The following is a 14,426-nucleotide window of genomic DNA, read 5'->3' as shown; positions in this document are numbered from 1 at the left end:
CCAATTTGAAAGGAGGTGAGAAAAATGGAAATGATGGTTCCGCAGGTTGCCTCAACGCAGCCGCAAGCACTGGCGAACGCAAATACACAAGCAGGAAAGAGTGCTGGCGGTGATGTGTTTCAAAAAACATTAGTGCAACAAATCAACGGTGAAACTGCTTCTAATTCAGGAATTGCGCAAACCGCGCCTTTAGTAGCTGTTGTAAATAAAGAAGCAGCAATCGAAGGCGGCGCTGCCGAAATTGCTCCTACGTTATCAGATCTCATGTCGATCATTGACGGTTTGCTAGAGCAGCTTGAAGCTCCGACTTCAAATGAGACCGAAACTCCTGCTGAAGATAGTGAGCAGCTTCAACAGTTAGCCGATGTACTGGATCAAATGAATGCATTGCTGGCGCTTCTCGGATTACCGGTTCCCGTCATCCAACAATCGAATAAGCAATCTTCCTTAGAGGATGGGACTCTAACGGTACCACAAGCAATAACAGTTGCAGCGAATATAAAGTCAAAACTGCAGGATACATTGATTCAAGTGCAGGTCATGCTACAGCAGGGCACTTCGAAGCTTATTCATCAACAGGAACCATCCGCTTTGGTTGCACAGCAGCTACATACGTTAACAGCGATTTTGGAAGGCGAAACGGTGGATACAACAAAGTCACAAACGAAATCGACGGCCTTTACACAACAACTGTTTACCGTGCAGCAAGCACCACAAGCTGAAGTTGGGACACTTTTGCAGCGTCTATCACAACAAACGGTTCACCCAGCCTTTCTATCCACTACAGCGGCAAATAGTATGGAGCAAACTGTAGAATCGGAAGCAGCGGTTTCCTCACTTGAGATAAGTCCACAGCTGCAGATCGGAAGCAATCCAGAAACGACGCGCGGCATTACTCCGCTAGTTGTGAATGCAACGGCAATGACTTCGTTTGTCGCTGCGGATGAGTTTGCACAATCTATGACAGGCATGATCATTCAAAAGTTTGATTTGACAACGGTTAACGGTGTTTCCGAGGCGAAGATCATGTTATTCCCAGAGCATCTCGGTCAGGTAGATGTTCGGATTACGATGCAAAACGGTTTATTGACTGCAATCTTCCAAACCGATAATGTGATGGCCAAAGATATGCTGGACAATCAAATGGCTCAACTGCGCTCGGCGCTCCAGGCGCAGGGATTAATGGTAGATAAGCTGGAGGTTTCACAAGGGCAATCCACCTCGCAGCTTTCGCAGCAGCATCAAGGTCAAGGCAGCAGTCAACAGCAGGGTTCTAATCGTCAGGTATTCAATATCGAAGAGAGCTCAAACGACGGTATATTTGAAGCTGAGATGATTGAACAAGTGACTATTCAAGGTCTTGGATTTGGCAGGGGAATAAACGTTAAGGCATAGCTGATCAGAAGTATTGTTAAAATGATCGGAGGTGATCGGAAATGGCAGATAGCGTTTCTACTCGCGTAGTTTGGCCTAACTATAGTCAGGCGAACGTGCAGGCCGCAGCTAACAAAAAAAGCACAGATACACTTGGAAAAGACCAATTTCTAAGCATACTTGTCACACAGCTGCGTAATCAGGACCCCATGCAGCCGCTTCAGGACAAGGATTTTATCGCACAAATGGCGCAATTTACATCTGTCGAGCAGCTTATGAACATGTCTACCGAGCTTACATTAATGCGTCAGAACATTGGTTCAGCATCGAGCCTGATCGGTAAAACGATTGAATGGAATGAATATGACGATGCCGGCGAAGTTACTACCGTTAAGGGGATTGTTGACTCCATAATCTCGAAGGAAGGCATCCTTTATGCACGAGTAGGCGGGGCCGAGGTTGCACTCGATTATGTCACATCTATCTCGGAAACGGATAGCGAAATAGAAGAAGAAACAGAAGAGGACGAAAGTTCGGCGGAGAAAGATGCTTCCACTTCGGCAAGTGCTGGGGAAGGGGCTGAGAGCTAATGAATGATGGCGTAAAAATCGGTCATATCTTTCCTGTGAAGTCTACACCACTACAGGCTAGCAAAGCGCCCATAAGCCGTACATCGCAGTCAACAGAGTTTCAAGATATGCTTAATGCCAAGGTTCTTAAGTTCAGTCATCATGCAGAGGTGCGAATGCAGCAGAGAGGCATTAAATTGCAGCCAGAATCGCTCACCAAAATTATTAACGCTGTGGAAGAGGCTGCGTCAAAGGGAGCTCAGGATTCATTAATCGTTTTTCGTGATATCGCAATGATTGTGAACGTTCCAAGCCGCACAGTTGTGACAGCAATGGATGGCGGTCAAATGAAGAGCAACGTATTCACACAAATCGATAGCGCTATTATTTTATCGTAAGGCTGGACCTATCAGGAAGCCTCAAGCTGTGGACCGAATGAAGCAGCTTAATGATAGTGCATACATCCTTTTTATGCTCAAAGCTTTTAATCCATGTTCCAGGAGGAATAACCAAAATGCTAAGATCGATGTATTCGGGCGTATCCGGTATGCGTGGTTTTCAAACAAAGCTTGACGTCATTGGTAACAATATCGCGAACGTTAATACGGTTGGATTTAAAGCAGGCCGCGTTATGTTCAAGGATATTCTAAGTCAAACAGTTGCGGGTGTTACCGCACCTGAGGAAGGCGTACGCGGCGGCGTGAACGCAAAACAAATCGGTTTAGGTGTATCCATAGGTTCCATTGATACAGTACATACTGCTGGCAGCGCGATGACGACTAACCAACCGACTGATCTGCGTATTGACGGAGATGGTTTCTTTGTCGTAAGAGCAAGCGATGAGTCTGAAATGCTGCTTACCCGTGCGGGTAACTTTACACTGGATGCGAATAGACAGCTTGTTAATGGCGACGGCTATTTTGTGCTTAGCGTGGATCAGGAGCCAATCGTGCTTGATGAAGCGATTACGGCATTTTCCATTGGCCAGGATGGCACGATAATGGGCGTTACGGCTGACGGCACCGAAGCCGTTGCCCAACTGGGAGTGGCTAAGGTCGTAAATCCAAGCGGTCTTGAGAAGCTTGGCGGGAACATGTACCGAGTAACTGCTAATGCTAATCCCGATGCTTCTATTGAAGATTTCATGACTTTTGCGGGTGATCCTGAGCTTGGCACAGGCGCCATTATTTCTGGTCAGCTTGAGATGTCCAATGTCGATTTGACCGCGGAATTTACAGAAATGATCGTTGCGCAGCGTGGTTTCCAAGCGAATTCACGTATCATTACAACTTCTGATGAAATCTTGCAAGAGGTTGTTAATTTAAAAAGATAGGTAAGTCATAACGAGCGGGAGGCTTAGTGCCTCCCCTAGTGCGAGGGGGGTTACTAATGATTACTGTAACGCGTTTAAACGGAACAAAAGTCACAATAAATGCATTATTAATTGAAGTAATAGAAGAAGCTGCTGATACTGTTATAACGCTTACTACTGGAAAAAAATTGGTCGTTAAAGAAAAGACAGCAGAGCTGTTGTTGCTTAATCAACAGTATCTTCGTGCAATTGGCCTCGTTGCGGCGGCCCAGAAGAGTGAGCAAACGGAGGGTCCCTCATCATGAAAAAAATGATTCCATGGTTAATAACTATTTTATTATCCATCACATTAATCGCTATTGTTGCTATCATATTGTTTAAATCCTTTTTTGCGGATCCGAAGGAGCAAGCTACGGAGACAAAAACCATTGAGGTCAAGGCTTTGTCTGCGGATGAGCGAGTGGAGGTTACTTCTGAATTAAAAGATTTCAGAAGAAACCTGAAAGATCCGGAGTATGTCGTTGTGCTTAGCTTTGCTTTCCAGCTGGATGGCAAGAAAGCGAAGGAAGAATTTGACAAGATCATCGAGATCGAAGTCAGACCTATCATTAACCGTGCCCTGGCAGATATGACTGCCGATGAACTTCAAGGCTCACAAGGCGAAGATGCGCTTGAGTCTAAGCTATTAAATCTTATTACTCCAATCATTCCAAAAGGGAAATTGGTAAAAGTAGAAATCACAAACTTTATTATTACTGAAATTTAACTGACTACGCCGACATTCCTCGAAGGAGGTGAGATATTTGGTTGATGTTTTATCGCAAAATGAAATAGATGCGCTACTTGCTGCGTTGGATTCCGGTGAAATGGATGCAGAAGATTTAAAAAAGGAAGAGACGACACGCAAAGTCAGTTTGTATGATTTCAAGCGCGCCGTTCGGTTCTCGAAGGATCACATTAGGAGCTTGACACGGATTCATGAAAACTTCGCGCGATATTTGACAACCTATTTCTCAGCGCAACTTCGCACATTTGTTCAAATAAATGTCGTGCAGGTCGAGCAATTGCCTTATGACGAATTTATACGTTCGATTCCTAAGATGACGATCTTGAACATATTTGAAGCGGAGCCGCTGGAAGGTCGAATGGTACTTGAGGTTCATCCAAACGTGGCTTATGCCATGCTTGATCGAATGTTAGGCGGACAAGGTGTAGCGCCGTCCAAGATCAACAACCTGACTGAGATTGAAACGATTATCATGGAGCGTATTTTTAGTCGAACGTTTGAAAGCTTGCAGGAAGCATGGAAAACGATCATCGACATTTCTCCGAGACTTGAAGCTTTGGAGACTAATCCGCAATTCATGCAAATTGTATCTCCGAACGAAACGATAGCTCTGATTTCTTTCAGCACCAAAATTGGCGACACCACAGGTATGATTAACCTATGTATCCCCCATGTCGTCATTGAACCGATAATGTCCAGACTTTCTGTACATCATTGGTTTGTGTCGCAGAAGAAGGCTCGTGCGCCTGAAGAAGTTGAAATTCTGGAGCAGCGGGTAAACAAAGCTAAGCTTCCGATTGTAGCTGAGCTTGGTGAATCATCGCTTACGATAAAAGAATTCCTTGGATTGAATATCGGCGATGTCATTTCACTCAATAAGTCGGTCAATGATGGTCTGAAAATTAAAGTTGGAGACAAGCTTAAGTTCATTGGCAGTCCAGGCTCCGTTAAGGATCGGATAGCTGTTCAAGTAGATGAGATTGTCGTTGAGGGAGTGGAAGAAGATTATGATGAGTAAAGACTATTTGTCTCAAGAGGAAATTGATGCATTGCTTCGTCAATCCGTAAGTGAGCCGGAACCGGAACAGACCTCTGAGGTCGGATCTCAGCTTTCAGACTTCTTAAATGAAATGGAACAGTCTGCACTCGGGGAAATTGGGAATATTACCTTCGGCAGCGCTGCGACCGCATTATCGACTTTGCTTGGCAAGAAGGTCGATATTACGACTCCGCAAGTCACCATTGTAAAAAAAGAAGAGCTGCCAGACATTTTTCCTAAACCGCATGTTGCCGTAAGCGTGCAGTACGTAGATGGGTTTCAAGGCATTAACTCTTTGGTTATTAAAACAAAGGATGCTCAAATCATTGCTGACTTGATGCTTGGCGGAGATGGTAACAACATTACTATCGAAGAGCTTAATGAAATTCATATCAGTGCGGTACAAGAAGCCATGAATCAGATGATGGGTTCTTCTGCCACATCGATGTCTACGATTTTCAACCGTTTCGTTAACATTTCACCTCCCGGCATTGATATTTTGGATGTGAATAACGGAGATGGCATGGACCATTTGCCGCCGGTAGATTTGTTTATTAAAATTTCGTTTCGTTTGACAATTGGCGATCTTATCGATTCTACTATTATGCAGCTTCTTCCAATTCCATTTGCAAAACAAATGGTTGATATCTTAATGGGAGTAGTAGATGAGGCTGCAGCACCAGCGCCTGTTACAGCTGCTCAAGCGGCCCCTACAGCGCCTGTGGCGCAACAAGCTGTAGCAATGCAGGAAACAGCTGCTGCGGCTTATATGAACGCTGTGCCGCCGCAAATGAATATGGCGCCTCCAATGCAGCAAATGCCGCCTACACAGTACCAAACTCCGGCAGCTGGCTATGATATGTCCATGCAGCCGCCAGGACCGCATACATACGGTCATGCAGCTAATCGTAATGTCAATGTACAACCTGTTCAATTTGCTAATTTTGGCAATGCGCCCTTTATTCAACCTGACGAAACAAACCTCAATTTACTTCTCGACATACCGCTTAAGGTCACGGTAGAATTAGGAAGGACCCAGAAGCAGATAAAAGATATTTTGGAGCTGTCACAAGGTTCGATTATCGAGCTGGACAAGCTAGCTGGTGAACCGGTTGACATCCTAGTAAACAATAAACTGATTGCCAAAGGCGAAGTTGTTGTTATCGATGAAAACTTTGGTGTTCGCGTAACGGATATCGTAAGCCAATGGGACCGCATTCAAAAATTACAATAGCATCCTAGGAGGATAAAAAGATGGCAAACCGCATTCTTATCGTAGACGACGCAGCTTTCATGCGCATGATGATTCGTGACATTTTATCAAAGAACGGCTACGAAGTCGTCGGTGAAGCCCAAGATGGCGCCCAGGCGGTTGAGAAGTACAAGGAACTAAAACCGGATTTGACAACAATGGATATTACAATGCCTGAGATGGATGGTATTTCCGCGTTGAAGGAAATTAAAAAGCTTGATGGCAATGCTAAAGTAATTATGTGTTCAGCAATGGGTCAACAAGCAATGGTAATTGATGCGATTCAAGCAGGCGCAAAGGACTTCATCGTCAAACCGTTCCAAGCCGATCGCGTAATTGAAGCGATCAAGAAAACACTCGGATAACGGTTAGATATTATGTTTAACATAGCTTCGCGCATTTCAATGGTGTCTGCACTTGGGATGGCGATATGGCCTCGTTTTGCGGCTGCTGCTGTAGACGGCAGCAGCGCAAACAATGATGAACAGATGGTGTTTACAGGTTCAAAGGATCTGGCAGGCAGCTTGGTATGGGTGATCATCTCGCTAGCCATCGTCATCGTGTTGATTATTTTTGTTATTAAATGGCTGTCTCAGCGCAACCGCATGTGGGGAACGAATCGATCGCTTCGTTCGCTCGGCGGCATTGCGCTTGGACAAAACAATTCGCTCCAAGTCGTTGAAATTGCAGGACGGATATATATCGTAGGTGTCAGTGAAAACATTACTTTAATTGATAAACTCGATGATCCTGAACAAGTGAACGCTGTTATCGCCTCACTTGAGCGACAGCAGGAATCAGCTTGGTCAAAAGACCTTGTTACTCAACTGCTGAATAAGGTAAGGGATCGGAACAAAAAGAACGAGCCTGAGCCATCAAATGAGCAATGGAACAAAGCATCCTCTTTTCAAGATTTGCTACATAACAAGCTTAGTCAGCAAGCAGACCGCAAACAACAATTGGAATCGTTACTGCATGACTCTAAATCAAATGAACGGTTGATGGACGATGAAAAATAAATGGTGGATATCAATCGTTGCTGTACAGCTTCTTGCGATGTTCGTACATACGCAGGTTTTTGCAGAGCCATTGCCCGACATATCCATCAATATCGGTGACGGGAATGGAGAAACACCTGATTCAAGCGCATTATCCATTCTTCTATTGATAACTGTTTTAAGCGTCGCCCCGGCTATTATGGTGCTAATGACTAGCTTTACTAGAATTGTAATCGTTCTAGGCTTTGTAAGAACCTCGCTTGGAACGCAGCAAATGCCGCCCAATCAGGTGCTCATTGGTCTTGCCATGTTTTTAACCTTTTTTATCATGGCACCAACCTTTTCGCAAGTAAACGAGGTTGCGCTTCAGCCCTATCTAAAAGGCCAAATCTCGCAAACAGAGGCTTTTCAAGAAGCCTCCGTGCCTATGAAGAAATTCATGTTTTCTCACACGCGTGAAAAAGACCTGATGCTCTTCATGAATTACACCAAAACGGAGAAGCCAGCTTCTTTTGAAGATATTCCGATCACGGTATTAATTCCTGCCTATGCTATTAGCGAGCTCAAAACGGCTTTTCAAATGGGCTTCATGATTTTCATTCCCTTTTTAGTCATCGATATGATTGTCGCAAGTACGTTGATGGCGATGGGGATGATGATGCTGCCGCCGGTTATGATCTCATTGCCTTTTAAATTACTACTCTTTGTATTAGTGGATGGCTGGTACTTGATCGTAAAATCTTTATTGTTAAGCTTCAACACGTGATACTAGCAGGGAGGGACGTTCGATGAGTACTGATTTCATAATCGGATTAGCCGGAGAGGCTGTATTCGTGGTTTTGAAAGCCAGTGCGCCAATGCTCGTTCTTGCTTTGGTCGTAGGGTTAATCGTCAGCATATTTCAAGCAACAACTCAGATTCAGGAGCAGACGCTGGCTTTTGTTCCGAAAATTGTAGCGGTTTTCGTGTCCATCATTATTTTTGGCCCATGGATACTCAATACGGTTATCGACTTCACTTACAATCTGCTGAATAATCTTCATAATTACATCGGTTAGGTTGTGAGTGGATGAACGCGATCGTACAAGGTTTTCCTATTTTTTTGTTAATCTTTTGTCGAATAACTGCGTTTTTCGTCGTAGCGCCTGTGTTTTCATCACGTGGTGTCCCGAATGTTTTCAAGATCGGACTTGGATTTTTTATTTCATTTATCGTTTTCTTAACGTATGGAATGAAGCAGACGATTGTTCCGGACGCAGAGTACGTGTTGGTGCTGTTTCGTGAAATATTGGTCGGCGTAATGATGGGCTATGTTGTTTACTTGTTTTTCACAGTGGTTCAAACGGCAGGCGCCTTTATGGATTTACAAGTTGGATTTGCAATGGCAAACATCGTAGACCCCCATACAGGCACTTCTGCTCCGCTGCTCGGCAACTTCAAGTACATGTTAATTATCGTTATATTTCTGATGATGAACGGCCACCATTTTTTATTGACAGGGCTCATGGACAGCTATCAATGGATGCCGTTATCGAATGATTTGTTCAGCAGGTTGATGAGTGGCAGCGTGACGGATTTTTTAACGAGAATGGTTGGAAACACATTTTTATTAGCCATACAAGTAGCAGCGCCGCTTATTGTAGCCATGTTTTTGACGGATGTGGGATTAGGTTTCTTGACTAAGACTGCTCCTCAATTCAATGTTTTTGTAATCGGAATTCCGCTCAAGCTCATTATTGGCATGTTTTTGCTTATTTTGTTAATGCCAAGTCTTGCTGGGATATTTGAAAGATTGTTTTCCATCATGTTTGATTCATTGGAGCAGTTATTCGGTATCGTGCAAGGACCGCCGCCTGAAGGGCCATAGGAGGATGCTTTCGTGCATAATTACCGGCTAGAGCTTGATCTCCAGCTTTTCAGTCAGGAAAAGACGGAAAAGGCCACTCCAAAGAAAAAGGATGAGGCGAGAAAGAAAGGTCAAATTGCCAGATCTTCAGACCTGCCAGGCTCTTTTATATTGTTGTTTATGTTTATGGGGTTCATCATGCTGGGCGGCTATTTCAAAGAACATATCATGATGATGTTTGGAAATTTGTTTGAAGACTGGCTTTTGATGGACTTAACAACCGGAAATGTTATGTCGCTTTTCAACGATGTTACGATTGAACTTCTGCTTATTTTATTACCGATCTTTGCAATAACCGTTCTTATCGGCATTTTAGGCAACATTGTACAGTTCGGGTTTCTATTAACCGGTGATCCTCTCAAAATGAAATTAGATAAGATAAATCCGCTTAACGGCTTTAAACAAATTTTCTCGGCAAGGACAGTCGTGGAATTTTTGAAAAGCGTGTTAAAACTCCTAATCGTTGCCGTTCTCGTATTTTTGACCATTTCTAAGGATTGGGACCGCATATTAGTATTAGCAAGCCTTCCTATACAACAAATATTCACCTTTACAGCAGGTCTGACCGTTAAGCTTGGCATTGAGATCGGAGCAGTGCTTACCGCACTTGCGTTAGCTGATTTTTTCTATCAAACCTATGAGCATAACAAAAGCCTAAGAATGTCTAAGCAAGATATAAAAGATGAATACAAAAAATCTGAAGGTGATCCTCTCATAAAAGGGAAAATTCGGGAGCGTCAACGAAGAATGGCGATGCAGCGCATGATGCAAGAGGTGCCAAAAGCGGATGTCATTATTACCAACCCAACCCATTTTGCTATCGCATTGAAATACGATGCAACGAAAATGGAGGCGCCAAAGATCATAGCAAAAGGGATGGATCATGTAGCGCTTCGCATTAGAGAAATAGCAAAAGAAAACGGGGTTGTCACAATGGAAAATAAACCACTGGCCAGAGCGCTTTATGAACGAGCCGAAATCGGAGACGTCATTCCTCCAGACTTGTTCCAAGCTGTGGCCGAGGTGCTAGCATACGTATACAAAATGAAGGGCCGAGTAAAATCATCATAACACCACGGGAGGAGACGGAATCATGAAAGCAAAGGACTTTGTAGTACTGTTTGGCGTAATTGGAATTGTGCTCATGATGATAATCCCGATCCCAGTCCTACTACTAGACATTCTAATTATATTGAACATTTCAATGGCATTGATGATTTTGCTTATCGCAATGAATACAAAGGAAGCGCTCGATTTCTCCATATTTCCGGCAATTTTATTAATTACTACCCTGTTCCGACTAGCGCTAAACGTATCAACAACAAGAAACATTTTATCTCATGCGGAAGCCGGAGAAGTTGTTGCTACCTTTGGCAGCTGGGTTGGCGGAGGACAAATTGCAATCGGCTTCATTGTTTTTCTCATTCTCGTAGTCGTTCAGTTTATCGTAATTACCAAAGGCTCTGAGCGTGTAGCAGAGGTTGCAGCAAGGTTTACGCTGGACGCGATGCCAGGTAAACAAATGAGTATCGATGCTGATTTGAACGCTGGCCTGATAAACGAACAACAAGCGAAAGCACGCCGTTCCAAAATCGAACGGGAAGCTGATTTTTATGGCGCTATGGATGGTGCCAGTAAATTCGTAAAAGGTGATGCGATAGCGTCCATCATCATTCTTGTCATTAACTTAGTCGGCGGATTTATTATCGGTATGGCCATTCACGACTTAAGCTTTGGCGAATCGCTTTCCACGTTCTCGATCTTAACGATCGGTGACGGTCTCGTCAGCCAAATACCAGCTTTGCTAATCTCGACGGCCGCGGGTCTTATTGTTACGAGAGCAGCTTCTGAGGGCAATCTGGCAGAAGATGTTACCGCACAGCTTTTCAAATATCCTAAGCTGTTGTTTATTGCTGCAGGGACGATTGCTTTGCTCGGCCTTACACCGATTGGTCCGATCAGAACCTGGCCATTTGCGATCATGCTTGCTTTTGGTGGCTGGTACATGCAGAAGGCCATCCACAAGCAGCAGGAGCAAGAGGATATGCTTGTTGAAGAACAACAAATTGAAGAGGTTCGCAGCCCTGAGAGTGTAATAAGTCTCTTGCAGGTCGATCCAATCGAATTCGAATTTGGTTACGGACTGATCCCGCTTGCCGATACACAGCAAGGCGGAGACTTGCTTGATCGAATCATCATGATTCGGAGGCAATGTGCGCTAGAACTGGGACTCGTCGTTCCTGTCATAAGGATTCGGGATAACATTCAATTAAAACCAAATGAATATGTGATTAAAATCAAAGGAAATACCGTTGCTCGCGGTGACTTGCTGCTTAATCATTATTTAGCGATGAGCCCGGGCTTTGAGGACGATTCGGTAGTGGGGATAGAAACAACGGAGCCCGCCTTCGGTTTGCCTGCCATCTGGATTGATGAGCAGATGAAGGAGAGGGCTGAGCTATCCGGTTATACCGTAGTCGATCCTCCATCCGTGGTGGCAACTCATCTGACTGAAATTATTAAACGTCATGCCCATGAGCTGATAGGTCGTCAAGAAACGAAGCAGCTTGTTGAAAACGTCAAAGAATCTTATCCTGCACTCATTGACGAGTTAATTCCATCGATTCTAACGATCGGTGACATACAGAAAGTATTGTCTAAGCTGCTTCGTGAGAAGGTATCCATACGAGATTTGGTTACTATCTTTGAAGCGTTAGCAGACCACGGGAATTATACGAAGGATCCGGATATTTTAACCGAGTATGTGAGGCAATCATTGTCCAGACAAATTACGCAGCAATTCTCATCGGGCAGCGATACCCTGCGCGTAATTACGGTAGGCCCTCAGCTTGAGAAGAAAATCGCTGAATCCGTTCAGCAGTCGGATCAAGGCAGCTATATCGCATTAGATCCCATTTCAACTCAGCAGATTTATCAGAAGCTGAACGAGCATGTAAATCGTCAAATTCAATCCGGTCAACAGCCAGTCGTTCTCGCATCACCTACAATCCGAATGTATTTGAGACAAATTGTAGAGAGAACCATGCAAGATGTGCCTGTGCTTTCTTACAGTGAGCTTGAACCCAACATCGAAGTTCAAAGCGTCGGGGTGGTGAATTTATGAGAGTAAAACGTTATGTGGTGAATGCACTGCCAGAAGCTGTGACATTGATCAGAAGTGAGCTTGGCAAAGACGCTGTGATCTTAAATACGAAAGAAATTAAGGTTGGCGGCTTTATGGGGATGTTCCGCAAGAAAAAGATGGAGGTTATAGCCGCCATTGAATCAAATCAAGCGAATATTCCAGCTCAGCCTCAGCGGGTGTCGAACCCACAAGTAGATGCCGCGGTGGAGCAAATTTTGCAAACGGCACAGCGGACAGCTACAGCCGTAATGGAGGCGCCCGCTGCACCTCCTGTCGAGAAACCGAAGCACAGCAGCGAACGTGAACAGTTTATCATTGATGAGATCAGAGATTTAAGAGAATATATGGTAAAACTATCCAAACAACAAACGCAAGCCGCAGCTATGTCTGAGCATCTGATAAGGCTTAACGAACACTTGATCGAGCAAGAGATGGAAACAAAATGGATTGATCGTCTGCTCCAAGCAATCATGGACAAGCAAACAGAAGCAGGCAGCGAGTTTAGTAAAGAACATGTCTGGGAGCATGCTGCCTCGCAGCTTGAAGAATGGCTTCAACCTTACAGCGGCAGCGGAATTAGCAATCAGGTAAGGGTGGTTCATTTTGTCGGGCCAACTGGTGTAGGCAAGACAACTACGATTGCAAAGCTGGCTGCAGAGCAAACCATCAAGCATGGTAAAAAAGTCGGTTTTATTACTTCTGATACATACCGAATTGCGGCCGTCGATCAGCTCAGAACCTATGCCAACATTTTGAACGTACCACTTGAGGTTGTATTCTCGCAAATGGATTTGCCACGCGCCTTCAAGCAACTGGATGAGCGTGAACTGATTTACATGGATACTGCAGGACGGAATTTCCGCAGCGAACTTCATGTCTCTGAAGTGAACAGCCTGCTTCAAACATCAGAACCAAGTGAAACGGTCTTGGTGCTTAGCATGACTGGAAAAACACGGGATATGGCTGCGGTCGCAGATCACTTTTGCAAGTATGGCGTTCAAAAAGTGCTTTTCACGAAGCTTGATGAAACATCAGTTTATGGAGCCATATTTAATCTGATTATGAATTACGAATTGCTTCCGACTTATATGGCAAGCGGCCAAACCGTTCCAGACGATATTGAGAAGTTTCAAGTTGAATCGTACATCCGCCAGCTTCTGAGGAGTAATGCCCCATGATGGATCAAGCTGAAGCGTTGCGTAATTTAGTCAAGCAGCAAGAGCAGCAAGAAGAAGGACGAACGACTCGGGTCGTAACGGTCACTAGCGGGAAGGGCGGTGTCGGTAAGTCGAATTTCAGCCTGAATTTCGCTTTGTCACTTCAGCGGCTAGGGAAAAAAGTGCTCGTCTTTGATGCAGACATCGGTATGGCGAATATTGATGTGCTTATGGGTGTGTCTTCCACTTACAATTTATATCACCTTCTTAAACAAGAAAAAACGATTTGGGAAATCGTGCAGGAGGGCCCTGAGGGACTTCATTTTATCGCAGGCGGTTCCGGATTTCGAGATCTAATGGACCTATCCACGGAGCAGCTTGATCGGTTTGCGGATGAGATTAACAAGCTCCATGGCAAATATGATCTTATATTGTTTGACACAGGTGCCGGTCTCTCGAAGGAAACCGTTAAGTTTATAACTGCCGCACAGGAAACGATTGTGGTAACAACGCCTGAGCCTACGTCAATAACAGACGCTTATGCCTTAATTAAAATGGTCAAAACCATGGAAGTAGACGTTCAATTCAAATTAGTGGTCAACCGTGCTACCGATACGCGTGAAGGGAAGCAGACCGCGGAAAAAATCAGTATGGTATCCCAGCGATTTTTACAATCAGATTTGCCTCATTTAGGTATTTTGCCAGATGATCCGAACGTTTCTAAAGCTGTAAAACGACAAATTCCGTTTACTGTGGCATACCCGGGGAGCGAAGCTTCGATCGCCATTGATCGGATCGCGAAGCATTTTCTAGAAATCCCACAGAGCTCGGTGCCAAGCGGCGGTGTCAAAGGATTTTTGCATAAAATGTTCAGACTCTCAAGATAA

General features: G+C 44.5%; 17 protein-coding genes. All 17 read left to right on the top strand.

Annotated elements, in window-relative coordinates; genetic code table 11:
• The first annotated feature begins 24 nt into the window (after positions 1 to 24).
• The 17 genes from RCO25_RS02415 to RCO25_RS02335 all read left to right on the top strand — a co-directional run bounded on the left by RCO25_RS02415 (position 25) and on the right by RCO25_RS02335 (position 14,426).
• Positions 25 to 1,395: a flagellar hook-length control protein FliK gene (locus RCO25_RS02415; RefSeq protein WP_308994556.1), complete on the top strand. Its 1,371-nt coding sequence runs from the start codon at positions 25 to 27 to the stop codon at positions 1,393 to 1,395.
• Positions 1,396 to 1,436: 41 nt separating this feature from the next.
• Complete coding sequence (locus RCO25_RS02410) at positions 1,437 to 1,964, top strand: flagellar hook capping FlgD N-terminal domain-containing protein (RefSeq protein ID WP_308994555.1); 528 nt, start codon at positions 1,437 to 1,439, stop codon at positions 1,962 to 1,964.
• On the top strand, positions 1,964 to 2,341 hold the full coding sequence (locus tag RCO25_RS02405; RefSeq protein WP_308994554.1) for a TIGR02530 family flagellar biosynthesis protein: 378 nt from the start codon (positions 1,964 to 1,966) through the stop codon (positions 2,339 to 2,341). The genes RCO25_RS02410 and RCO25_RS02405 overlap by 1 nt, the downstream gene beginning before the upstream one ends.
• Positions 2,342 to 2,457: 116 nt before the next feature.
• Entirely contained in the window at positions 2,458 to 3,276 is an 819-nt protein-coding gene (flgG, locus tag RCO25_RS02400) for a flagellar basal body rod protein FlgG (RefSeq protein WP_308994553.1), read from the top strand.
• A gap of 56 nt (positions 3,277 to 3,332) precedes the next feature.
• Positions 3,333 to 3,560, top strand: a complete 228-nt coding sequence (locus RCO25_RS02395) for a flagellar FlbD family protein (protein ID WP_308994552.1) — start codon at positions 3,333 to 3,335, stop codon at positions 3,558 to 3,560.
• Positions 3,557 to 4,021, top strand: a complete 465-nt coding sequence (locus RCO25_RS02390; protein WP_308994551.1) for a flagellar basal body-associated FliL family protein — start codon at positions 3,557 to 3,559, stop codon at positions 4,019 to 4,021. The genes RCO25_RS02395 and RCO25_RS02390 overlap by 4 nt, the downstream gene beginning before the upstream one ends.
• 37 nt (positions 4,022 to 4,058) lie before the next feature.
• A complete protein-coding gene (gene fliM, locus RCO25_RS02385) occupies positions 4,059 to 5,060 on the top strand; it encodes a flagellar motor switch protein FliM (RefSeq protein WP_308994550.1) in 1,002 nt (333 codons plus the stop codon).
• The gene (gene fliY, locus RCO25_RS02380; protein ID WP_308994549.1) at positions 5,050 to 6,315 is read left to right on the top strand and encodes a flagellar motor switch phosphatase FliY; all 1,266 of its coding nucleotides are present in this window, start codon (positions 5,050 to 5,052) and stop codon (positions 6,313 to 6,315) included. The genes fliM and fliY overlap by 11 nt, the downstream gene beginning before the upstream one ends.
• A gap of 20 nt (positions 6,316 to 6,335) precedes the next feature.
• Positions 6,336 to 6,698: a response regulator gene (locus RCO25_RS02375; protein ID WP_028611027.1), complete on the top strand. Its 363-nt coding sequence runs from the start codon at positions 6,336 to 6,338 to the stop codon at positions 6,696 to 6,698.
• Positions 6,699 to 6,755: 57 nt separating this feature from the next.
• Positions 6,756 to 7,352 (top strand): flagellar biosynthetic protein FliO, encoded by a 597-nt coding sequence (locus RCO25_RS02370; protein WP_308994548.1) that lies wholly within the window; start codon positions 6,756 to 6,758, stop codon positions 7,350 to 7,352.
• Positions 7,353 to 7,389: 37 nt separating this feature from the next.
• On the top strand, positions 7,390 to 8,097 hold the full coding sequence (gene fliP / locus RCO25_RS02365) for a flagellar type III secretion system pore protein FliP (protein WP_308994728.1): 708 nt from the start codon (positions 7,390 to 7,392) through the stop codon (positions 8,095 to 8,097).
• Positions 8,098 to 8,119: 22 nt separating this feature from the next.
• The gene (gene fliQ, locus RCO25_RS02360; protein WP_053375731.1) at positions 8,120 to 8,389 is read left to right on the top strand and encodes a flagellar biosynthesis protein FliQ; all 270 of its coding nucleotides are present in this window, start codon (positions 8,120 to 8,122) and stop codon (positions 8,387 to 8,389) included.
• Positions 8,390 to 8,400: 11 nt separating this feature from the next.
• Positions 8,401 to 9,198: a flagellar biosynthetic protein FliR gene (gene fliR / locus RCO25_RS02355; RefSeq protein WP_308994547.1), complete on the top strand. Its 798-nt coding sequence runs from the start codon at positions 8,401 to 8,403 to the stop codon at positions 9,196 to 9,198.
• Between the two features lie 12 nt (positions 9,199 to 9,210).
• Entirely contained in the window at positions 9,211 to 10,308 is a 1,098-nt protein-coding gene (flhB, locus tag RCO25_RS02350; protein ID WP_308994546.1) for a flagellar biosynthesis protein FlhB, read from the top strand.
• Between the two features lie 22 nt (positions 10,309 to 10,330).
• Complete coding sequence (gene flhA / locus RCO25_RS02345; protein WP_308994545.1) at positions 10,331 to 12,361, top strand: flagellar biosynthesis protein FlhA; 2,031 nt, start codon at positions 10,331 to 10,333, stop codon at positions 12,359 to 12,361.
• On the top strand, positions 12,358 to 13,560 hold the full coding sequence (flhF, locus tag RCO25_RS02340; RefSeq protein WP_308994544.1) for a flagellar biosynthesis GTPase FlhF: 1,203 nt from the start codon (positions 12,358 to 12,360) through the stop codon (positions 13,558 to 13,560). Before flhA ends, flhF begins: the two co-directional genes overlap by 4 nt.
• Positions 13,557 to 14,426, top strand: a complete 870-nt coding sequence (locus RCO25_RS02335; protein ID WP_308994543.1) for a MinD/ParA family protein — start codon at positions 13,557 to 13,559, stop codon at positions 14,424 to 14,426. The genes flhF and RCO25_RS02335 overlap by 4 nt, the downstream gene beginning before the upstream one ends.

The organism is Paenibacillus sp. LHD-38 (assembly GCF_031157315.1).
Classification (GTDB): Bacteria; Bacillota; Bacilli; order Paenibacillales; family Paenibacillaceae; genus Pristimantibacillus.
This window is presented reverse-complemented; position numbering and strand designations above follow the sequence as displayed.